The organism is Cytophaga sp. FL35, from assembly GCF_014349235.1.
In the GTDB taxonomy this organism is placed as follows: Bacteria; Bacteroidota; Bacteroidia; order Flavobacteriales; family Flavobacteriaceae; genus Euzebyella.
In genome coordinates, this window is sequence record NZ_JACSOH010000036.1 from 1 (window position 1) to 22,463 (window position 22,463).

16 protein-coding genes are annotated in these 22,463 nt (G+C 42.7%); 2 read left to right on the top strand and 14 right to left on the bottom strand.

What is annotated here, in order from left to right; all coding sequences use genetic code 11:
- From BIZ36_RS19090 to BIZ36_RS19145, 13 genes are all read right to left on the bottom strand, one after another.
- Window positions 1-356: HYC_CC_PP family protein (locus BIZ36_RS19090; protein ID WP_187459472.1), on the bottom strand; the 356-nt coding region annotated here is incomplete at its 3' end.
- Window positions 357-414: 58 nt separating this feature from the next.
- Window positions 415-2,382, bottom strand: a complete 1,968-nt coding sequence (locus BIZ36_RS19095; protein WP_187459473.1) for a heavy metal translocating P-type ATPase — start codon at window positions 2,380-2,382, stop codon at window positions 415-417.
- Complete coding sequence (locus BIZ36_RS19100) at window positions 2,379-2,753, bottom strand: DUF3703 domain-containing protein (protein ID WP_187459474.1); 375 nt, start codon at window positions 2,751-2,753, stop codon at window positions 2,379-2,381. The genes BIZ36_RS19095 and BIZ36_RS19100 overlap by 4 nt, the downstream gene beginning before the upstream one ends.
- 60 nt (window positions 2,754-2,813) lie before the next feature.
- Window positions 2,814-3,230: a Fur family transcriptional regulator gene (locus tag BIZ36_RS19105; RefSeq protein ID WP_187459475.1), complete on the bottom strand. Its 417-nt coding sequence runs from the start codon at window positions 3,228-3,230 to the stop codon at window positions 2,814-2,816.
- Between the two features lie 14 nt (window positions 3,231-3,244).
- A complete protein-coding gene (locus BIZ36_RS19110; protein ID WP_187459476.1) occupies window positions 3,245-4,444 on the bottom strand; it encodes an efflux RND transporter periplasmic adaptor subunit in 1,200 nt (399 codons plus the stop codon).
- A 1-nt stretch (window position 4,445) separates the two neighbouring features.
- Window positions 4,446-8,789 carry a CusA/CzcA family heavy metal efflux RND transporter gene (locus BIZ36_RS19115; RefSeq protein WP_187459477.1) on the bottom strand — a complete coding sequence of 1,448 codons (4,344 nt, stop codon included), beginning with the start codon at window positions 8,787-8,789 and terminating at the stop codon, window positions 4,446-4,448.
- Between the two features lie 123 nt (window positions 8,790-8,912).
- Complete coding sequence (locus tag BIZ36_RS21360; RefSeq protein ID WP_353616860.1) at window positions 8,913-9,212, bottom strand: DUF6660 family protein; 300 nt, start codon at window positions 9,210-9,212, stop codon at window positions 8,913-8,915.
- 67 nt (window positions 9,213-9,279) lie between these two features.
- Window positions 9,280-10,494: a site-specific integrase gene (locus BIZ36_RS19120; RefSeq protein WP_187459478.1), complete on the bottom strand. Its 1,215-nt coding sequence runs from the start codon at window positions 10,492-10,494 to the stop codon at window positions 9,280-9,282.
- Between the two features lie 433 nt (window positions 10,495-10,927).
- Window positions 10,928-11,566, bottom strand: a complete 639-nt coding sequence (locus BIZ36_RS19125; protein ID WP_187459479.1) for a hypothetical protein — start codon at window positions 11,564-11,566, stop codon at window positions 10,928-10,930.
- A 252-nt stretch (window positions 11,567-11,818) separates the two neighbouring features.
- Window positions 11,819-12,532: a hypothetical protein gene (locus BIZ36_RS19130; RefSeq protein ID WP_187459480.1), complete on the bottom strand. Its 714-nt coding sequence runs from the start codon at window positions 12,530-12,532 to the stop codon at window positions 11,819-11,821.
- A 364-nt stretch (window positions 12,533-12,896) separates the two neighbouring features.
- Window positions 12,897-15,902, bottom strand: coding sequence for a DNA polymerase III subunit alpha (locus BIZ36_RS19135; protein WP_187459481.1), 3,006 nt, complete (start codon window positions 15,900-15,902; stop codon window positions 12,897-12,899).
- Window positions 15,903-16,015: 113 nt separating this feature from the next.
- Complete coding sequence (dinB, locus tag BIZ36_RS19140) at window positions 16,016-17,230, bottom strand: DNA polymerase IV (RefSeq protein WP_187459482.1); 1,215 nt, start codon at window positions 17,228-17,230, stop codon at window positions 16,016-16,018.
- A gap of 148 nt (window positions 17,231-17,378) precedes the next feature.
- Window positions 17,379-18,491, bottom strand: a complete 1,113-nt coding sequence (locus BIZ36_RS19145) for a Gfo/Idh/MocA family protein (protein ID WP_187459483.1) — start codon at window positions 18,489-18,491, stop codon at window positions 17,379-17,381.
- 278 nt (window positions 18,492-18,769) lie between these two features.
- Between BIZ36_RS19145 and BIZ36_RS19150 the strand changes: the two genes are divergently transcribed.
- On the top strand, window positions 18,770-19,960 hold the full coding sequence (locus tag BIZ36_RS19150; protein WP_187459484.1) for an FG-GAP repeat domain-containing protein: 1,191 nt from the start codon (window positions 18,770-18,772) through the stop codon (window positions 19,958-19,960).
- Between the two features lie 185 nt (window positions 19,961-20,145).
- The gene (locus tag BIZ36_RS19155; protein WP_187459485.1) at window positions 20,146-20,952 is read left to right on the top strand and encodes a hypothetical protein; all 807 of its coding nucleotides are present in this window, start codon (window positions 20,146-20,148) and stop codon (window positions 20,950-20,952) included.
- A 4-nt stretch (window positions 20,953-20,956) separates the two neighbouring features.
- Here the strand turns inward: BIZ36_RS19155 and araA are convergent, their stop codons facing one another.
- The gene (gene araA, locus BIZ36_RS19160; RefSeq protein WP_187459486.1) at window positions 20,957-22,462 is read right to left on the bottom strand and encodes an L-arabinose isomerase; all 1,506 of its coding nucleotides are present in this window, start codon (window positions 22,460-22,462) and stop codon (window positions 20,957-20,959) included.
- Window position 22,463 lies beyond the last annotated feature (1 nt).

The following is a 22,463-nucleotide window of genomic DNA, read 5'->3' on the forward strand; positions in this document are numbered from 1 at the left end:
TTGAAGGGAACGATGTTTTCATCAAGTCCTTCAAAGAGATTGATATAGGTGTAGAAAAATGTGGCAACGAAAGTCTGTTGCTCGAATGTCAGTTTGTTGAATGAAGTTTTTAGGTCGTCTTGTCCTTCCTTGACAATCTGTTGGTCGGTACAACAAGATTTTTCGGTCATCGAAGGATTTTCACAGCTTTTGGCCGGCTGTGCTTTTTCCATCCCACAACCTTCGGCTTTTGTAAAAAGACTAAAATCGACCAGAGAGTCCCCACAATAGTGCATATCCACCGTATACGACATCGTAGTTAACATCACTACAAAAGCCATCAAAACGGATAATATTTTATGGAAAACCTTTTTCATCGATGCAAAATTACAAAATTTTAACAGTTTTTGTTGGGTTTAACGGAATTTTAATCAACTAGCCCCAACTCTTTTTCTGCAACCGCACCGCATTAAAAATTGCCAATAATGCTACCCCAACATCGGCAAAGACCGCTTCCCACATTGTGGCAAGTCCACCTGCGCCCAGAATAAGCACGATAATTTTTACCCCGAATGCCAAACCGATATTCTGCCAAACAATTTTTCGGGTAGAACGACCGATTTTAACCGCCGTGGCAATCTTGCTTGGTTGGTCGGTCTGTATGATGACATCTGCGGTTTCGATGGCCACATCGCTTCCCAAACCGCCCATTGCGATACCCACATTGCTTGCAGCGAGTACGGGCGCATCATTGATGCCATCACCCATAAAGGCAACTGTGGTGTCAGGTTTTTTTTTCAGTTCTTCAACCTCGGTCAGTTTATCTTCCGGTAGTAGACCTCCTTTTGCCCAATCGATATTCAATTCTTTGGAAACCTTTTGGGTAATGGAATCCTTGTCGCCCGAGAGCATTATGATTTTAGAGATACCCGCCTCTCGTATCTGTTTGATGGCTTGGTGGGCATCTTCCTTCAGTTCATCGGCAATCGTCACATATCCGGCAAATTTTTTATCGATGGCTACCATTACTATGGATTCGACTATGGTATCGGTTTCAGAGGGAACTTCGATGCCGTTGGAAACCATCAAAGCCTTATTGCCGACCAATACTTGCTTTCCGTTGACCGTACCTTTCAGTCCTTTTCCTGCCACTTCGGAAACTTCGGTCGCTTCAAAATCGGCACCATCGGCCTTATATTCCAGAATTGCCTTTGCAATGGGATGGGTGGATTGTTCTTCCATCGCCATCAGATATTGCATAAATTCCGCTTCTGCAAAAGCGGATTTGTTGACCACTTCCTTAATCTTGAAAACCCCTTTTGTGACGGTACCCGTCTTGTCCATTACCACGGTATTCACCTTGGTCATCGCATCGAGAAAGGATGCACCCTTGAACAAAATCCCGTTGCGAGAAGCCGCACCAAGGCCACCGAAATAGCCCAAGGGAATGGATATGACCAAGGCACAGGGACAGGAAATCACCAAGAATATCAGGGCACGATAAACCCAATCGCGAAATACGTAATCATCCACGAAGAAATAGGGCAAAAATGTCAGTCCGATGGCAAGGAAAACCACAATGGGCGTATAAATCCTGGCAAATTTTCTGATAAACAGTTCCGTCTTTGATTTTCGGGCGGTGGCATTCTGCACCATATCCAGAATCCGGGCGATGGAACTGTCCTTAAATTCCTTGGTAGTTTTTACTTCAATGACCCCATCCAAATTGATGCTTCCCGCATAGACTTTTTCGCTCTTGGCGATGGTATCGGGTTTGCTTTCACCGGTAATGGCAGCCGTGTTCAGCGATGCTTTTTCTGAAAGTAAAATGCCGTCCAAAGGAATTTTTTCGCCTACGCGAACCTGAATTCTTTCACCAATCTCAACTGTTTCTGGATTGACCGAAACAAAATCCCCATTTCTATATACCAGTGCTTCATCAGGTCTCGCATCCAAGAGTGCCTTGATGTTTCCCTTCGCCCGATTTACCGCGGCGTTCTGGAAGAGTTCGCCCACGGCATAAAATAGCATTACGGCCACACCCTCGGGATATTCGCCTATGGCAAATGCCCCCAAGGTAGCGATGGACATCAGGAAAAATTCCGTAAAAAAATCACCATTCCTGATACTGTTCCAGCCTTCTTTCATTACAGGAAACCCAACAGGAATGTAAGCCACGGTGTACCAAATAATCAGCACCCAGCCCCTGAAGAATGGGAACGCATCGAAATAATCAATGGCTATACCGGTAATCAGCATTACAAAGCTGAAAATAGCGGGCAGGTAAATCCTAAAATTGGAAACTTCTTCGGGACTGCTATGGTTGTGTCCGTCATCGTGACTGTGCTCACCTTGATGTTCGTTCGGGTCTAAATCCCGTAAGTTTACTTTTTTCTTTTTCATTGCATTTTTCGGTATTTCTTTAAAATTTTGGCTAAGTCTTCGGGCATTTCCATTCTTTTCAAAGGCGGTACGTTACTACCACCCGTATTGCCAATAGGTACGTGGTCAATAAATGATTTCCAGCCACCAACCAAAAGACGCAACACCTGACCCAGAACTTCTTTTGTGTTTCGCTGGCGGAACTCGAATTTTAACATTAGCCAATGGGTATAGGTATGCTCTAACGGGTAAGATTGGCCGAGAATATGGGAACGTTCAAGATGGTGCCAAGCTTGGGGCAGATTCCCACTTTGCAAAGAAGAACGATATAGGCTCACTTCATCTAAATAAAGTGCTCTAAGGCCTATTGGTATGGTGGTATTAAATTTCATAATTTATAATTCATTTTTAAAGTGCAAGGTATGTATCTGACCTATGCAACGGAAGTGCATTTATTGTCCACTGCATTTGTCGCAAATGCCCTTTAATACCAAATTGGCATCCTCTGCCACAAAGCCTTCCGGCAGGTTGATATGCGGAATCTTATGTTCGGTCAGGCAAACGGTCTCATCGCAATTGTTACAATGGAAATGCAGGTGCAAATCTTGTTCAAGTTCACAATTGCAGCCCGGTTCGCATAGCGCATATTTTTGTACGCCCGTGCCGTCATCAATCTGGTGTACCACGCCTTGTTTTTCAAAGGTTTTTAGGGTTCTGAAAAGGGTAGTTCGGTCCGCTTTCGCGAAAGCCATCTCAATATCGGTGAGCGAGGTTGCCACTTCTTTTTCCGCAAGGTATTTGTAGATAAGTATTCTCATCGCCGTGGGGCGAACGCCATTGTCATTCAGTTTTTTTTCTATTTCTTTCATTGTACTTGTAGTATTTAATGACTGTGTTCGGCTTCGCCCTTTTTTAGTTCCGCCATTAGATAATAAGCGTTGTTTATGGCGTACTGCGTATTTGGTTCTTGTTCGCTCAAAAAATCAATGGCAATCCAATCGCCATCGTGGGTGCCTTTGGTGACTTCAATGGGTTTGAATGACCAATCATCACCTTCTTTTTCTGCTGAGAACACAAAAAACCGTTCGCTATCCGCGGCTATGGCAGCTTCGGGCATCGCCTTAGTTTGTGTATTTTCCGTTTGGATGCACCCCTGAATGTACATCCCGGGAATCAGGTTGCCTTCCTTGTTCTCAATTTCGGCGTGTACGTGAATCGCCTTCGGGTTTTGTTCAAAGGTCTTTCCTACGGAATAGATTTCGGCAGTCAGTTCCTTTTCGGGAATTGACTGTACATTGAAAACCACTTTTTGGGCTTCCTTAACCTTATGGACATCCTTTTCAAAAACCATCAGGTCTGCGTGTACGTGATGGGTGTCCACAATTTCCATTAGGTCGGTCTGCGGATCCACGTACTGGCCGGTTTTTATGGCTACTTTTTCTACAAACCCTTCGATGGGACTTCTAAGTGCCACCCGCTGATATATAGTACCGTTCCGCACACCGGATGCACTAATGCTCAATTGTTGCAGTTGTGCTTCAAGGCCATTGACCTTACTTCGGGATGCCTGATATTCGGCTTCCGCTTTTTGAAAGTTGGCACCGCTGCCCACGCCTGCATCATACAATGTTTTTTGCCGTTCATATTCTTTCTTGAGAAACTGGCTATTGCTGAACGCATCGAGATAATCGGTCTGTTTTTCGATGATATTGGGGTGTGACAAATAGGCGACGGTCTGCCCCTTGCTGACCTTATCGCCCTCAATGACCTCGATGGAAACCACGTTGGCACCCACTACTGTTGTGACAGTAGCCTCGTTCTGTGGCGGGACTTCCAACTGCCCGTTGGCTTCTACGTACCCGCTCATATTCCGCATTTTCAGGGTATCTATTTCCATTTGCAGGGCATCGAACTGTTTGGCCGTAAGCATTACTTCCTCGGCTTCGCCCTCGGAATGTTCTTTTTCCGTTTCCACATTGGCTTTGTTGTTCTCTGCGGATTCTTTTTTGGATTCGCCACAAGCGGTCAACGCCAAAAGCATCGCCAACAAATCAATAACTGTGTATTTTGATAAATTCTTCATTTTATTGCTTGAAATATTGTAGTTCGAAAACTGATTTAAGATAATTGTCGAGTGTTTCCAGCGCATCCATTTCCGTCTGTATGGCATCTCTTATAATTTGGGTGAATGCGGCATAATCCACGGCACCTTCCTTATACGCTAACAATGTGCCCTGTCGCTGTTCCTCGGCAAGTGGTAAGGCCTTGTCCTTATAGAATTGCCACGATGCTTCCCATTTTAGATAGGCTTGCAACGCTTGTTGGTATTCTGATTGCAATTGCCGTTTTACAAAGGCTGCATTGGTCTCGGCAATTTCGCTTTGGATTTTGGCTGCCTTGGCCTGACTGCGTTCCGTACCGGTAAATAATGGAAGGGATATTCCTGCCTGGTAGGTATAGAACCCGCTACTGCCGTTCACCCGTTGCAGTCCGCCCTGAAGGTTGAGATTGGGCAACAAATCGGAACGTTCAGCTTGGTAGCTGGCTTGGGCTTCCTCAATCCGCTTTCGCGAAAGTTCCAGTTCTGGATGTTTATCTATTCTTTGGGATAACCCCAATAGCGTCAATTCGCTTTCATCAAGGGTATCGGGAACGGTATAGAACGTGTCGGAAACCAACCAAAGATTGAGCTTCTGAAGGGCAATGGCGTAATCACTTTCGGCCTGTTGCAGTTTATTGGTGATTTGCAACGCCTGATTGGTTGCCGATGAATATTCCAAACGTGAAATAGCTTCAACTTTATAGTATAGTTCAATGGCTTTTTCAAATTGAGAATAGATGGAATCCAGTTCACGGTAGAGTTTAAATTTCTGCCGTTGCTGATAGGCCTCTGACCACGCCTTTTTCACTTCCTGTTCCACTTGAAGTGCGGATAGGTCAAATGCAGTTTCCGCCAAGGCGATACGCTGTTTTTGCAACCGCTTCTTTGCACCGATACCGAATAGATTGATGTTCTGTTGGCCGACGCCTACTATGGTATAGATGCCCTGGCCATCCGAAACTTCCTCACCGCCCGTGAACACTTGGGTATTCCCTAAATCATAGGCCGTGCCCTTTAAAGCGTTTTGCTTTTGGATTTCCAACTGTTTGGTTTTCAAGAGTGGATAGTTTTCCTTGGAAATTTCAACCGCCTGTTCCAACGTAACAACGGGTAGCATATCGTTATTTTGAACTTGCTGCGCTTCTACTTCTGCGAAAGCAAAAAAGAAACAAACCACCGCAGAAGCGGTTACGATTTTTGAATTGACCTTTACCTTACGTCCCGAACGTTTTTCTACCCATTGATAGAAAATGGGAAGAATAAAAAGGGTCAGCAATGTGGATGTAATCAATCCACCAATAACGACTGTCGCCAATGGTCGCTGAACTTCCGCCCCTGCGGATGCGGAAATCGCCATTGGTAGAAACCCAAGGATATCGGTAAAAGCCGTGAGCATTATGGGGCGCACCCGTCGTTTAGTGCCCTCGATGATACGTTCTTTCAAATCGGTGACACCTTCCTCTTTCAGTTCGTTGAGCCCGCTTATCATTACCAATCCGTTCAGTACGGCAACCCCAAAAAGCACAATGAAACCGATCCCTGCGGAAATACTAAACGGCATATCCCTGAGCCAGAGAGCGAACACACCGCCTATGGTGGCCATAGGGATGGCCAGATAGATCATCAGGGTCTGCGGAAAGGACTTAAGTGCGAAATAAATCAGGATGAAAATGAGCAACAAGGCTATGGGGACAACGGTCTGTAACCTATTGCTGGCCCGTTCCAGATTTTCGAATGCACCACCATAGCGTATGTAGTAGCCTGCGGGCAACTCAAACTGCGCATCCAGTCTTGCCTGAATGTCCTCGACAACCGACTTTACGTCCCTGTCACGGATGTTGATGCCCACATACGTTCTACGGTTGGTGTTGTCACGGCTTATCTGCATCGGTCCGGGTTCATAGCTTACTTCGGCGATTTCCCGTAAGGGTATCTGGGAACCGTTGGGCAGATTGATGAAGAGGTTTTGAACATCTTCGATATCCTGGCGGTTTTCTTTTTGCAACCGAACTACCAAATCGAATCGCTTTTCGCCCTCGAAAATCACACCTGCCTTACCGCCCGCAAATGCGGCCTGCACCACATTGTTAAGCTGGTCGATTTCCAGGCCGTACTGTGCCACTTTGTTTCGGTTGTAATCAATGGTAATTTGCGGCAGTCCATCGGTGGCCTCGACTTTCATATCGGCAACACCGGGAACCATCGCAATGATTTTGCCCATTTCTTCGGCCTTACTTGCCAGCACATCCAAATCCTCACCGAACAGCTTGATAGCAACGTCTTCACGAACGCCTGTAAGTAGTTCATTAAAGCGCATTTCGATGGGTTGGGTAAACTCAAAATTGACACCGGGAACGATGCTTATGGCATCTTTCATCTTTTCGACCAGTTCATCTTTACTTTCCGCAGAGACCCATTCATCGGTTGGCTTCAGGATGACAAAAACATCGGCAATATCCATCGGCATAGGGTCGGTCGGAACATCGGCCACACCGATACGGCTAAGGACGGTTTCCACCTCGGGAAATTCCGCCTTGACGGTGCGTTCTATCTTGGTGGTGGTCTCAATGGTTTCCGAGAGTGAACTTCCGGGTTTCAAAATGGCGTGAAAGGCGATGTCGCCCTCGTCCAATTGTGGAATGAACTCACCGCCCATTCTGGTAAAGACAAATATGGTCACCGCAAAAAGGGCAAGTGCAATACCCACGACTATTTTTCCCTTTGAAAGTGCCTTCGTAAGCAAGGGTTCGTATTTTCTTTCTATCCAATGCACGAACCTATCGCCATAAGACTTCTTCTCGGTTTTCGGTGATCGTAGGAACAGGGCGGATACCATCGGCACATAGGTCAGGCAGAGCAGCATCGCACCAATCATTGCAAAGATGAACGTGAGTGCCATTGGCTGGAACATCTTGCCCTCGACGCCTTCCAACGCCAATATGGGAAGGAATACTATAAGGATGATAAGTTGACCGAAAAATGCTGCATTCATCATTTTTTTGGAAGCCTTGGCAGCAATATCATCCCGTTTTTCCGAGCTGACCGTATTCTTTTTAGCCACGTAAGAATACATTAGGAACACCGTGGCTTCCACAATGATTACCGCACCGTCCACGATGATACCGAAATCGATGGCCCCCAAACTCATCAGGTTGGCCCAAACGTCAAAGACGTTCATCAGGATAAAAGCAAACAACAGCGATAGGGGAATGGTCGAAGCCACAATCAGCCCACCACGCCAGTTCCCCAAAAGCAAAACCAATACGAAAATGACGATAAGGCCGCCTTCCAATAGGTTTGTTGTAACCGTTCCCGTAGTTTCGGCAATGAGTTCGCTACGGTCGAGAAACGGTTTGATGAACACGCCTTCAAGCAAGGATTGCTGAATCTGTTCCATTCGCTGGGTCACGTTTTCGATGACCTCGTTGGAATTTGCCCCTTTCAGCATCAGAATCATCCCACCAACGGCCTCGCCCTTACCATCTTTGGTCAATGCACCATAGCGCACCGCACTTCCGATACGTACAGTTCCCACATCCTTGATTTTAATGGGAATACCCTCAACGGTCTTGACGACCATATTTTCAATATCCGAAACACTTCTGGCGAGACCCTCTCCACGGATAAAATTGGCCTGATGGTTACGCTCGATATAGGCACCACCCGTATTCTGGTTGTTGCTTTCAAGGGTCTGGAAGACGTCTGAAATGGTAATGCCAATGGCGCGCAACTCGTCTGGGTCGACGGCCACTTCGTATTGTTTTTTGTTCCCACCAAATGCATTCACTTCCACAACACCGGGAACCATCGCCATTTGCCTGCGGACAATCCAATCCTGAATTGTTCGCAGTTCGGTAGCCGAGTAGTCGTCTTGGTATCCTTCTTCAACTTCAAGCGTGTACTGGTAGATTTCGCCCAACCCCGTTGAGATTGGCCCGATGGACGGTTGGCCAAAACCTTCGGGAATCTGTTCGCGTACTTCGGTCAGTTTTTCGGAAACGAGCTGTCGAGGTAGGTAGGTTCCCATATCATCATCGAAAACAACCGTTACCACGGAAAGTCCGAAACGAGATACCGAGCGGATTTCCTTAACGTCCGGTAAGTTGCTCATCGCCACTTCCACGGGATAGGTCACGAACTGCTCTATATCCTCTGTACCCAAATTGGGCGATTGCGTGATGACCTGTACCTGATTATTCGTAATATCCGGCACAGCATCAATGGGAACCTGGGTCATACTGTAGATACCGGCACCGATAAGTGTCAAGGTGAGCAGACCGATAATAAATTTGTTATTGATTGAAAAATCAATGATTCTGTTAATCATTAAAGAATGGTATTAATTCAGTTGAAATATTGAGGTGCATTCACGAGCAAGCGCAATCATACCTTTGAAGTTTTCAAAAGTTGAAAACTTCAAAACCGGATATAGCTATCCTGTAAAACTGAATTAAACCTGTGGGGGCTGAAAGAGAGAGAAAGTAATATCCTTGCCTATACAGTCGAAGTGGGCAAAATTATCCTGTGGAATGGTTGCTTGAAGCAGCTCGAATTTGGCAATGCCAAAGTGTATCGTGTGAACGTGGCAGCAGTGGCATTGGCAAAACGGCGAGCAAAGTTCACAATCGTCACCGTGGTCACCATTAAAATCAACTACTGAAACGGTTTGGGAATCGTCGGCAACATTCCCTGAATCGCTACAAGGCACTACATTGAGCGCCAAGAAGTAAATCGATAGTATGATTGCCATAACTTTCACGATGCAAAGATAACAGAATTTCGGTGCAACGGGGTTGCAAAATAAAATAGACACCCGTTTAAAAATTCACGACACTTTCAAGTGCATTATCCGCATCTTTATGAATAAAGTTGGATTGATACTTGATTGTTGTAGTTATGGAAGAATGCCTATAAAGTTTCTGAAGCATTTTTATGGGAATCCTATCCTCTGAGATATGCCCAAAGCTATGCCTTGCTATGTGCATAGTCACTTTTTTGTTTATCCCGGCTTTTAAGGCAGCATCCTTTAGATATTTATTGAATTTCTTATTAGCTGTCTTGACTTTGGCATATACATCTTTCGGGTCTTTAAGGTTGGCTTTTTTCATTTCAGGGAACACAAAATCATCATCACTATTTCTTCCATTACGATAATGTTCTAAAATGTCGTTCGCCTTGTCAGGTATTCTAAGGGATAATAATTTGGAATTTTTATCCATTCGATAATGAAGCCGTCCATCATAAATATCATTCCAACGAATTTTAAGGACATCGGCTGTTCTTATCCCGGCAAAGTAAAAACTGAAAAGCCAGACATTTCTAGCGTGCTTCTCATTCTCACTAAGATTTTCAACACTTTCTAATGATACAATTTCTTCTTTCGTAAGGCCTACTTTCTCAGTTTCAGGAAATTTTATACGTATTTTATCAGAGCCAAAAGGATAGAGTTTTTTATCAACAATCCCCATCTTGATTGCTCTATTATAAATGGTTCTAATAACTACAAGGTTGTTCACGATTGACCTTTCGGAAATCTTTCTGGTTGCCATTAAATAACCTTTGAATTTTCTTAGAAATTGTTCATCAATTTCTTGAAAGGTCAGCTGCCTTGATTTCACAAAACTCAAAATCTGGTTTACACGAGCTTTATCCGCAGAATGGCGTGCTAGTTTTTTGTTGGTTTCCAGTTCATTTAAAAATTCATTAGCCACCTCAAAAAAGCTGGTAGATTTGGACGAGCTATATAGCTTATTTTTAATCTGATTGGCAGTAATGTCTTTTTTTTCGGATTGTAGTTCCAATAACTTTTTACTGGCTTCGCTGAGCTTTGTGCTCAGTAAATTATTAAGCCTTGCAGCGTTTGGATGTGATTTCTTAACACGAATATTTTTTTCATCCCAATCTTTTATGTCAATATAGTGGCCGATGTAGTGATAATTGGAACTACGATTTTTTGTGATTCGAATAGCCAAAGGATAAAGACCTTCCTTATTTGGTTTTTTTCTTAGAACGATTTTTACATTTGAAGCCATATCCAGTGATTAATTTAGAATATAAAAATAATCAATTTTGGTACAACATAGGTACAACAAATTTTGCTTTTAAAGCATATCAGATGATTTTAAAAAATATTAAAATACTTATAAACAGTTGATTATAAGATAAATTATTGAGAATTGACTAAAAATACGCTGGATTCAAAATCCAGTTCCTTTGGAGTGTGGGTTCGATTCCCACCCAAGGTACACGAAACCCCTGTTAATCATTTGATTGGCAGGGTTTTGTTTTTTATCAGTAGCATTATTTTTGGTACTATCCTTAAAACAGGGAACTTACAGCCTATCTGTAAAGTTTCAATAATTGACTTTTCAATACTGGCCCTGAAGGAAAAAAACCCTTTAAAGAGACTTGTAACAATACGTTTAGTTGCCTATTAAGGAGTTGTGTAACGATTGCAAAGGTTAGCTAACGTTTTTTATTTAGTTCGTAAAGCTCTATTCCGATGTTATGCGTTTTTTGTTTATTGTCAACTCCTAGTTCGGTTGTTATAACATTCAACATGTCCTTCCCGTTGTCATCAAAAAACTGAATGAATCTTAATTCGGTCATTATTCCAACTAACTGGTCACTTTCATAATTTATAAGTTTGAATTCTATTTCATTACTCGCTTTAGACTTAAAAGTTTCCAAATAAAAACTGTCTCTTGAATTTTGAAAAATTGAGAGGCTCAAAGTCTTTTCTTTATCAACATTTTTTGAGTTTTTATCATAACTAGAGTAGAAATTAAGTCTTCCATTGTAAGTATCTGGTATTTTCGATTTCATAAGTTTCAGCTCAAAAAAGCGACTTTTGGTTGAGTCTATAATACCGTTTTCTTGGGTTATTATTTGATTAATTATCGTGTCATTTTCTTTCGATACATAGACTTCTACTTTTTCACTAAGATTATCGGGATATTCGTATGTAATCCAAAATCGGTCATATTTTTCATTGTCAACTTTCTTTTTTGATTCAACTATTTTCGATTCTGCTTTATCCTTTTTATCAGTGCAGGAATAAAATCCAATGGTAAAAATTAATATTAAGATTCTGAAGTTTGCCATCAAATGTTAGCTAACGCAGGACTATATGTAGTCGCGTGTTTCGATATTTTACTGTCGTACCGACAAGGTACATAAAAAAGAAAATACAATGGAGCATACCAGATTGCAGATAGCGGTTGATATGCACATGTGTCATCGATGGCACCTAAAGGAGATAAATTAGATAGTCACTTATCCTACCGCCCTTGCAATCCGGCATGGCCCGGAGCCTGAGCGGCGTTTAAGCTCGAAGTCCTTATTATTTATAAGTTTTTAAATGCTGTTATTTAGTAGACGATGATTAACAACGGCTGAACTAATATTTCTCCATTGAACTGCATCTGCAAGAATGAATTTTATAAATCCGTGGTCTTTATTCGAAATTAACCTAGCTTGGGAGTCCATTTTATTTTCGTTTAGATAAAAAAACAAAATCATATCACTTGTAAATATTCCATAATGGTCTTCGGACATTTGAAATGCAGTTAGAATTCCAGTAAATTTTCTTGATCCAGTTTTAGGCTTATATGCCATTAGATGATATTGTGGGTATTTCTCAATTAAATTTAAATTTTCTAGCAATTCTTTATGAGTTGGAAATAGATTGGTGCTTAGGAAAAGCCCTATTTCCGCCTCTACTTCATTTGGTAATTTAAAATTCTTAAATAGTGGATTTGACGTCATTGAAAGTCGCCAAATAATTGAAAAGCAGAATAATTTGAATAATAAAGGGTTCAAATCTATACAGTATAAAATTTCGTTTGGTCCAATCTTAGAAATTTCGAACTTGTCCTTTCTATTTGAATAGTCATTTATAGATTTTAATTTTCTCGCAAAGTATGTTTCTGAAATTTCAATCTGCTTTTCACAATCAGAGCATATCAAAAAGTCCTGTTTTGGGATGTCTTGTATTTTTCTAGGCTTTCCTTTTTTATCTACTTGAAACGTATGACGTGGCTTCATATCACGAAATAGTGGTCTGCCCAAAAATTTAGGTATTATGTGCGAATTTTTTTTGTCCGCTTGGTTTGAATTGCAAAGAGGGCAGAGGTTCATTTATAATTGCAGCTAACGCAGGACTATATGTAGTCGCGTGTTTGGAATTTTGTTTGTCGTACCGGTAAGGTACGTAAAAAAGAAAAACACAAGGGAGCATACCAGATTGCAGATAGCGGTTGATATGCACATTTGTCCCGGATGGTCCCTCGTACTCTGCCATTGCAATCCGGTATGTCCCGGAGCCTGAGCGGCGTTTAACGAAACGACCGATGAATACCTTTAAAACAATAAAAGTGTTAGGGATAATTGTGCATCCTTATTTGATTGACAGTCTTTTTATGTTGTTGAATTTTTAGGTCATAGGTTTTTTGGAAAACACCTTGGTACTGGTTTTCATATCGGCATAGCGGGGGTCTTGAATGTAGTCTTGCTTTTGCATTTTTACTACCTCAATGCTCAAAAAACCAAATTCACTTACCACCTTGCCGTAAAAACGGTATACCCCTTTACCCCTGAAAAAATAATTGGCAGCTACGGGCGGAAACAAAACAGTATCGAAAACCTCTCCTTTTTGATCTACCAAGGTGGCAAAATGCATTCGCTTACCATGATGGGTCTTTGTGTTTTTTACCGTTACCAAATAGCCATAAATATCAATATACTTGTTTAAGAAACGCTCTAAGTCGGCAGCACATCTATTGTTTTTAGGCGGTTCTGCCAATATATCAAACGGACTGCATAAGCAAAAGCCCAATAGTTCAAGTTCGGCAAAGGCCGTTTCTAAATGAGTGGTATGCAGGTGGGGAATCTTAAAATCTTGGTGTTTGGGCGGAAACAGTTTCGGGTGGTCTATTTTTGTGCTTTTGTTGAGGAATAAATGGGCTTTCCAGAGTAGTTGATGTTTGTTAACCCCTGTAAACCTAAAGGCGTCAACACGAATTAAAATACTTATCTGTTCTATGGAAATACCAACCCGGTCCAAAAAATCTTCCAGGGAAGAAAAACTTCCGTTTTTGCCGCGTTCTTTTAAAATACGTTCAGACACCCGAAGTTCCAGCTCCCGCAAGTAGCCAAATCCTAAAAAAATATCCTTCCCATAAATGGCATTTACATGAAAACTTTGGTTGACGCAGGGCGGATGCACAATAGCTCCCAACATACGCGCTTCATGTACATAGAACTCGGCTCGGTAAAATCCGCCGCCATTATTGAGCACCGCCACCATGTACTCCAAGGGAAAATAGGCCCGTAAATAGAGGGTCTGATAACTTTCTACGGCATAAGAGGCCGAGTGCCCTTTGGCAAAGGCGTAACCTGCAAAACTGGCAATCTGCTCCCAAACTTCAAAAATAACACTGTCCGGCTCTCCTTTTTTTCGGCAGTTGTCAATAAATTTTAAACGGACTTTGTCAAACTCTTCCCGAGACCGGAATTTACCGCTCATTCCCCTGCGGAGCACATCGGCTTCGCCCAAATCCAAATCCGCAAAATGGTGCGCCACTTTAATAACATCTTCTTGGTAGACCATGACCCCGTAGGTTTCGGGCATAATATCCAACATCACCGGATGCCCTTTTTCTTTGGCCCTACCTTTGTTCCTATGGCGTAGGATATACTCGCGCATCATTCCGCTTTTTGCCACTCCCGGCCGAATAATGGAGCTTGCCGCCACCAACCCCAGGTAATTATCTACTTCCAGTTTTTTCAAAAGCATGCGCATGGCGGGCGATTCCACGTAAAAACACCCCATACATTGAGCTGTTTTGATCAACGCGTTAACCGACCCATCAGTCTTAAACTTTCGTACATTATGAATATCAAAGCTGTTCGCCCTTTCAGGCTGATTGTAGGCTATAATATCCAATGCCTCCCGTATTTTCGATAGTCCGCGCTGCCCTAGAATGTCAAATTTAAAGAGACCTACGTCTTCGGCAATGACCATATCAAACTGGGTAGTCGGGAATCCCTTGGGCGGAAGGTGCGTTGCGGAGAACCAATGCAAGGGCTTATCACTGATCAAGATACCGCCCGCATGAATGCTCAAATAATTGGGCATTCCCATCAACAATCGTCCATATTTGATGACCAAGCGAGAAATATCATCGGAACTTTTTGGGTCATACCCGCCTTCACATAGGGCGTCTATTTCCCGCTTTGGTAAACCGAACACTTTGCCCAACTCCCTAATAACCCCTCTTTCCTTAAAAGTGACATAGGTACCTAAAAGGGCTACATGCTCAAACCTGTCAAAAATATATTGGGTCATTTCCGGGCGATCGCGATGCGAAAAATCAATATCAAAATCGGGCGGATTGGCGCGGTACAGATTGATAAAACGTTCAAAATAAAGGTCGAGTTCTATGGGGTCTACATCGGTAATGCGTAAAAGATATGCTACTATACTGTTGGCGCCGCTACCACGGCCCACATAGAAAAATCCACGCTTTCTCGCTTCGCTTACAATATCATGATTGATGAGAAAATAGGACACAAACCCCATCTCTTTTATGAGCTTCATCTCTTTTTCCAAACGTTCTAGAATACCCTCCCCACCATCAGGATAGCGGTAGGGCAGGCCTTCATGGCAAAGTTTTTCAAGAAGCGCCTCGTCTGCCTCTTGAGAGCCCAAATACGTACGCAGGTTCTGTGGCGACCTGTTTTCCGAGAAATCGAAAAAAATATGGCATGACCTTAGCAAGCTCTCCGTATTTTCTAAAATATGTGGATGCTCAGAAAACGCTGCTGCCAAATTGGTTATGGGAAACATTTTTTCATCTTCGGAAGCCTCTTCGGTCTTTTCCAATTGACTCAACAAGATATTGTTGTCAATGGCCCGGAGAAGTCGGTGGGCATTAAAATCACTTTTATGCCTGAAAGTAACCGGCTGTAGCACCACCAATTTATTCTTTAAATTGGATAGTTTTGAGAAGGGTAGTTTTCTTAAATCCCTAATGGAAACACCTATAAACTCGTTCTCTCCCAAAAGATTTATTTCATGCAAGAGCACTTTTTCAAAAGGGTATACCACATAGGCATTCTGAAATTTGGGCGCCACTGGTGGAATTTCTTTTTGCTGATGCAAATACTGAGATAGAAAATCATTAAGCTCCATGAATCCCTCATTGTTTTGTGCGATGCCCACAAAGCAGGGATCTATTCCGTTTCTAAAGTCGATGCCCAAAATAGGTGTTACGTTAAAATCAGGGGCCAAACGCACAAAGTTGAGGCAGGCCGAAGTATTATTGATATCCGTTAGCACCAAACGGGTAACCTCGTTCTCTTGGGCCAAGCGCAGCAATTCCTTTTCGGAAAATGTTCCGAAGCGAAGACTATAATATGTGTGACAATTTAAATACATATTTTTTGCCCAATTCAACTTTTACAAGGCCAACATACCGTTGAGGGTACATTTATTCGCTAACTCTCAACTCCTAACCCCTAACCCCTAATTCCTGATTCCTGATTCCTGACTTACTGCTTTCTATGTGCTAACACTATAGGCGGCCTACCATCAAAAGGGTTTTGCATTCGTCCCACCGTTTTGGCTCCCATGCCCGAAGCCCTAATGACACTTTTATCACCGTAGCGTTTTCGAATATGGTCCATGGCGTGGTAGAGGCTCAAAATCTCCTCCGTATCATCAAAAAGATTGATCTGGTAATTGCCCGATACCAAGTGGCTGAACCGTATGCCTATTAATCGTACCAACAAGCGGCGGTTGTAAAGTGATTTGAACATTTCCAATATTTTGGGAATGAGAATATGGTCTGCACTTGTATAGGGAATACGCAATTGCTTGGAGTAGGTGTTAAAATCTGAATACCGGATTTTTACCGCGATACAGGCCGTTAATTTTTCTCCCCTTCGTAATTGGTAGGCCAGGTTTTCGGTCATAGCGATAAGAATACCCTTCAGCTTTGTCACATCTATGGTATCCTTGTCAAAAGTACGTTCCGTTGAAATTGATTTTCGGTCACAAAACGGAATTACCGGGGTGTGGTCAATGCCATTGGCCCGTTTCCATATGACTCCTCCGTTCTTGCCCAGCACCCGTTGCATCACATCAATAGGCATTTCCTGTATGGTTCGTACTTGCCGTAAACCTAGGTTGCGAAGGGTCTGATAGGTTTTATCACCTACCATGGGTATTTTTTTGATGGAAAGTGGGGCCAAGAAAGGTTTTTCATGTCCGAAATCGATTTTTAATTGATTATCGGGTTTTGCCTCGTTCGTAGCCACTTTTGAAACCACTTTGTTTACCGATAGGCCAAAGGAAATGGGCAGTCCGGTTTCTTTGGTTATGCGTTGTCTGAGCTCTGAGGCATATTTGTAAGAGCCAAAAAAACGGTCCATTCCGGTAAGGTCCGCATAAAACTCGTCGATACTCGATTTTTCGAAAAGCGGTACTTTTTCTTGGATGATTTCGGTAACCATATCGGAGAACTTACTGTAGGTGCCTGCATTTCCCTTAATGGGAACGGCTTCCGGACAAAGTTCTTTTGCCATTTTCATAGGCATGCCCGAGTGTACTCCAAATTTACGGGTCTCATAACTACAGGCGGCAACTACACCACGATCGCTCAGCCCCCCAACCAATATAGGCTTGTTCTTGAGCTCAGTATTCATGCGCCGCTCTACGGATACAAAAAAAGTATCAAGGTCTAAATGTAAAATGGTCTTTTGCATAGCTGATCCACAAAATAAATCGGGACAGCTAAATTATGGAATAAATCCATTTAATTGGAATATTTCCAATATAAGAGATAAAAATTAACAGAAATCAAAAGAGTGCGCTACTGTCCTGATTTCTGTTAAAGTATTTTTTCGTTTTCGTTTACAGGTTGATAGCTACTTTTTCGCCGGTTTCTACGGCTCTATAGATGGCATCTATTATTTTCATGTCCTTCAATCCTTCTTCCCCATCCAACGGAACAATGGGCTGTACTCCTTCAAAAATAAGTTGAGACATTCCATCCATTTGCAAGGTTTGATGCGTGATATGGGGTTGATCCAATTCTCCTTTATGGGTACGCCCTTTAATAGGGCCATAACCGGTAGAAGGTTTCATCTCTACCCATCCCTCGGAACCTGTCATAAAAAAGCGATCTAAATGGCTCATATTGTAAGTGGATAAACAATTGGCCACCGCACCGCTGGGGAAGCCCAACTGAAATTGAATGGTCTCATCAACTCCTTCCTTGAATTTAATCGGGTCGGTTTTGGTTTCTTGGGCGGTCACCCAAATAGGCTCTTCGCCCAGCATGTAACGCGCCCCGTTAATGGAATAGATACCAATATCCATCATGGCGCCACCACCGGCCAATTCTTTGTTCAAACGCCATTGGTTGGGATCACCAATAGTAAAACCAGACTGTCCCTGAAAGAATTTCACTTTGCCGAATTCCCCGTTTTGCCTCATTTTAATGACCTCAACCGTTTTTGGCTCGTAATGCATGCGATAACCAATGAGCAAATGTACTTTAGCAGCCTTACAGGCATCGACCATTTCTTGGGCCTCATCTGCATTCACGGCCATGGGCTTTTCGCAGATAACGTGCTTTCCCGCTTTGGCAACCCGTATCGATTGGTCTTTATGCAATCCGTTCGGGGTAATTACATAAACGGCATCAATATCCTTGTTGTCTTTGATAGCGTCAAAATTCTCATAGTTGTAGCAGTTTTTTTTTGGAATATCGTACTTGGCCTGCCAGTCTTTTATTTTTGACGGAGTGCCACTGATAACGCCCACCAATTTTGCCCGTTTGCAATCTTTCATAGCTTCCGCTACTCGGGTGCCATAACTACCAAGCCCCATAATGGCCACTTTTAAGACCGGACCTTGGTACGGTGCTTCGGTAGCCGCAAAAAGGGGATTGCTGTGGTATAATAGAGGTAGACCAACTGCCGAAACGGTCAGTTTTTCCAAAAAATTTCTTCGTGATGCCATAGTAGTGTTCTGTTTGTTGAATTCTAAAAGTAAAACATTCAATCGTAACATAAAATGTTTTATTTCATGAAAGTAAAGCCGATTACGACGGTATTGGGTAAAGAAGGAGTTTTTTTCATTTGACTAAATGAAAACCGTTGTGTACAGGAAAGTCAAAATAATTAACTTGCTTGCCAACGGGAACAGCCCCAAAGTAAAACGTGAATTCGTTATAGAAGATTCAACGTAGGGGTTCTATTTTTTAAGAATACATTAGTTTGTGCCAAACAACCTTTTTTATGATGCAACTACCTTTCAAACCTATTGCCAAAACGGCATTATATAGTCTGATTTTCTTTGCCTCATGCCATTTTCATGCGCAGAAAGTCGAAAACGGATTTGTAAAAACCATCCTCACCAAAGAGTTTCTTTCGGAGGGTGTAGCAACGGCAGATGTAAACAATGACGGTCTTTTGGATATTGTGGCCGGTTATTCTTGGTTTGAAGCACCAAATTGGGAACGCCATGAGCTGGCTCCCTTTAAGAGCTACGACCCTTACAAAGAGTATAGCGAGTCTTTCTTGAACTTGGGAATGGATGTAAATTTAGACGGTTGGGATGATGTTGTAATAGTAGGCTATCCCGGTGAAGGCGGGTTTTGGTTTGAAAACCCAAAAAATGAAGAGGGTTATTGGACCAAGCACATGATAGCGGATTCCATGGGTATTTCCAATGAGTCCCCAGGTTTTTTGGACGTTGATGGAGACGGCCGCTTGGATATTTTGTGCGGAGATTATGAAAAAAGACAAATAGTGTGGCTTCAGGCCCCTAAAACAAAAGGAGAAACTGTATGGAAACGCTATCCGCTTACCAAAGAAAATGTTTCTGGTACGGACCGGTATTCGCATGGCATTGGTTATGGCGATGTGGACGGTGATGGGTATAAGGATGTGCTGGTGACAGATGGCTGGTTCAAAGGTAGTGCAGATGTAACATCTGGAAACTGGGAATTTCAGGAAGCCACCTTAGGGGAACCCTGTTCCCATATGTATGTATTTGATGTGAATGGGGATGGGCTGAACGATGTGTTAAGCGCTTCTGCACACAAATTGGGAGTTTGGTGGCATGAGCAGGATAAATCCGGTAGTTTTAAGACGCATTTGATGACCGAAACCACCTCTCAAACACATTCTTCCATTATGGTGGATTTAAATGGCGATGGAATAAATGATTGGGTAACAGGTAAGCGATTCTTGGCGCATAATGGCAATGACCCCGGTGATGCGGATACACCATATCTTTTTTGGATTGAATTTATGCCCGGCAAGAAACCTTATTTTAAGGAACATTTGATTGATTCCGACTCGGGTGCCGGACTCAATATTGCCATTGCCGATATGGATAAAAATGGAAAGCCGGATATTGTTATCGCCAATAAAAATGGTGTTTTTCTTTTTGAGAATATGTTAGGCGATAAGAAAAGCAAGTAATTTTTGACCCGTACACCCAACATTTAAAGCTAATCTGCGTTATAGCAAGTACTACGGTTATGTTTGCCAACTAGAAATAGGGTAAACATTGGGCAAAAATTTTTGAAGTGTCGTTTTCTAAGACGAAATACATTTTTCTGTTCACAGTACTTCTATGTTTTTGGGCAAATTCTTATGCCAAAAGCATGGCAGGTGTGCGTTCTATGCCTTTTGTGCAACTGCAGGAAATACCCAACGATTCCGTAGATAAAAAGACCAAAATAAAAATCACCTCTCCAAATTCATCAACAGTTTGGGATATTACCCAGCCTGCGAAACTGGAATGGTCTACCATCAACATTGGCCCTGAGAAATCTATAAGGTTCTTTTTAGCATTAAATGATATGGTGGTGCAAGAACTGGGTACTTTTAAAAATTCCTTTAGTGTTTTAGATATTGTTCTGGCCAAGAATATTAGCACCGGTGATGCTTATCAAGTGGTAGGTATTGAGCTTTTTCCTGATAACAAATATCAAATAGCTAAGTTTGCCACTCCTTATTTTTCTATCAAAAACCCTATTTCGGATGCGAGAAAGAAGGCCTACGAGGAGAAAAATCGACAAAAACCGACACCATCATCCACTAAAGTTGTGGAACCGGTCAATCAATTTGATGGCCGTAATATCACCTACGTAAAAGAAGTTGCTTTTGACAAAGAAGATATCACTATTGATATTTGGGACCACGGCAGACAAGATAATGACATCGTTTCTATCTACCTGAACGGTAAAACTGTAATTGCCAAACACCTTTTGACCTATCAGAAAAAAAGAGTGAGCTGTAAACTCGAAAAAGGCAAGGCCAACGACCTGTTTCTCTATGCCCATAATTTGGGCAACTCGCCGCCCAATACCGTTTCCATTGAGATTACGGATGGCAGCACTTCGGAAAAAATTATTCTTAATTCCGATTTAAAAAGCTGTGAAGCGGTACAGATCAGTGTGAAGCCTTAGGGGACTATAAGCTCTTATTTAGTACATAGGCCGCATCGTTCCAGCGTAATTCTTGCTTAAAGCGATATAAGTCTGTCTTTTCGTCAATCAACAAAAATTCAATATCCATGATTTCGGCAAAATCTTCTAGGGATTCTGCGGATATGTTTTGGCTATAACAGGTATGGTGTGCACCACCTCCGTAAATCCACGCCGCTGCGGCAGTCTGCAAATCTGGTTTCGGGTCCCATAGTACTCTGGCTACTGGAAGTTTTGGCATATCATGTTCAATTTCCAAAGCCTCTACTTTGTTCACCAGCATTCTAAAACGGTTGCCCATATCAACAATGGAAGCGTTCAATGCCTTTCCTTTACCGGAATTGAACACCAAACGTACAGGGTCTTCCTTTCCTCCAATGCCTAATGGGTGTACTTCGCAACGTACATCTCCATTAGCAATCGTCGGGCAAATTTCAAGCATATGGGAGCCCAAGCAACTTGATTTTGAGGGATGGAAATGATAGGTATAGTCTTCCATAAAACTGTTTCCGCCTTCTAGCCCAGTGCCCATGACCTTCATGGTACGCACAAGGGCAGCGGTTTTCCAGTCGCCTTCTCCACCGAAACCGTAACCACTGGCCATCAATCGCTGCGTGGCAATGCCGGGAAGCTGTTTCATGCCGTGCAAATCTTCAAAGGTATCGGTAAAGGCTGTGTACCCCCCATCTTCTAAAAAAGCACGCATTCCCAATTCAATTTTGGCGGCATCCAACAAAGATGTACGCATATTTCCATCGGATTTTAATGCTTCCGCCAGTTGGTAGGTTTCTTCATACTCCTGAACCAAGGTTTCAATTTGTCTCTCGGAGATGGCATCAATGAACTTCACCAAATCGCCTATACCATAACCATTTACCTCGTACCCAAATTTTATTTGGGCGGACACTTTGTTGCCATCAGTAACGGCCACTTGCCGCATATTGTCTCCAAAACGGGCTACCTTCATTTTTTTGGAATCTGCTACGGCACAGGTGACCCTGCACCAGTTGGCAACTTTCTCAATCACGGATTCATCTTGCCAATGACCTACGACCACTTTCCTATTCATTCGCATACGCGAGGCCATAAAACCGAACTCACGCCCGCCATGTGCGGACTGGTTCAAGTTCATGAAATCCATATCAATCGTATTCCAAGGAATATCCCTATTGAACTGGGTGTGCAAATGAAGAAATGGTTTTTGTAAGGCTTTTAAACCGGCAATCCACATTTTTGCAGGGGAAAAGGTATGCATCCAAGTGACCAAACCAACACAATTCTCGGTGTTGTTGGCTTCCATACAAAGCCTGTATATTTCATCCGGCGTTTTTACGGTAGGTTTATGAAGTACCTTTACCGGTATGGTATTTTCTGCATTTAAAAATTGAGCAATCTCTTGGGAGTGTTTTGTAACCTGTTCTAGAGTTTCAGGGCCGTAAAGATGCTGGCTTCCGGTTACCAACCAAACCTCGTAATGGGAAATATTGATCATT

Excerpts from the sequence above, each read along its gene's own strand:
- BIZ36_RS19095 (WP_187459473.1), bottom strand. The coding sequence starts at position 2,382 with ATGAAAAAGAAAAAAGTAAACTTACGGGATTTAGACCCGAACGAACAT.
- BIZ36_RS19100 (WP_187459474.1), bottom strand. The coding sequence starts at position 2,753 with ATGAAATTTAATACCACCATACCAATAGGCCTTAGAGCACTTTATTTA.
- BIZ36_RS19105 (WP_187459475.1), bottom strand. The coding sequence starts at position 3,230 with ATGAAAGAAATAGAAAAAAAACTGAATGACAATGGCGTTCGCCCCACG.
- BIZ36_RS19110 (WP_187459476.1), bottom strand. The coding sequence starts at position 4,444 with ATGAAGAATTTATCAAAATACACAGTTATTGATTTGTTGGCGATGCTT.
- BIZ36_RS19115 (WP_187459477.1), bottom strand. The coding sequence starts at position 8,789 with ATGATTAACAGAATCATTGATTTTTCAATCAATAACAAATTTATTATC.
- BIZ36_RS21360 (WP_353616860.1), bottom strand. The coding sequence starts at position 9,212 with ATGGCAATCATACTATCGATTTACTTCTTGGCGCTCAATGTAGTGCCT.
- BIZ36_RS19120 (WP_187459478.1), bottom strand. The coding sequence starts at position 10,494 with ATGGCTTCAAATGTAAAAATCGTTCTAAGAAAAAAACCAAATAAGGAA.
- BIZ36_RS19125 (WP_187459479.1), bottom strand. The coding sequence starts at position 11,566 with ATGGCAAACTTCAGAATCTTAATATTAATTTTTACCATTGGATTTTAT.
- BIZ36_RS19135 (WP_187459481.1), bottom strand. The coding sequence starts at position 15,902 with ATGTATTTAAATTGTCACACATATTATAGTCTTCGCTTCGGAACATTT.
- dinB (WP_187459482.1), bottom strand. The coding sequence starts at position 17,230 with ATGCAAAAGACCATTTTACATTTAGACCTTGATACTTTTTTTGTATCC.
- BIZ36_RS19145 (WP_187459483.1), bottom strand. The coding sequence starts at position 18,491 with ATGGCATCACGAAGAAATTTTTTGGAAAAACTGACCGTTTCGGCAGTT.
- BIZ36_RS19150 (WP_187459484.1), top strand. The coding sequence starts at position 18,770 with ATGATGCAACTACCTTTCAAACCTATTGCCAAAACGGCATTATATAGT.
- BIZ36_RS19155 (WP_187459485.1), top strand. The coding sequence starts at position 20,146 with ATGGCAGGTGTGCGTTCTATGCCTTTTGTGCAACTGCAGGAAATACCC.
- araA (WP_187459486.1), bottom strand. The coding sequence starts at position 22,462 with ATGATCAATATTTCCCATTACGAGGTTTGGTTGGTAACCGGAAGCCAG.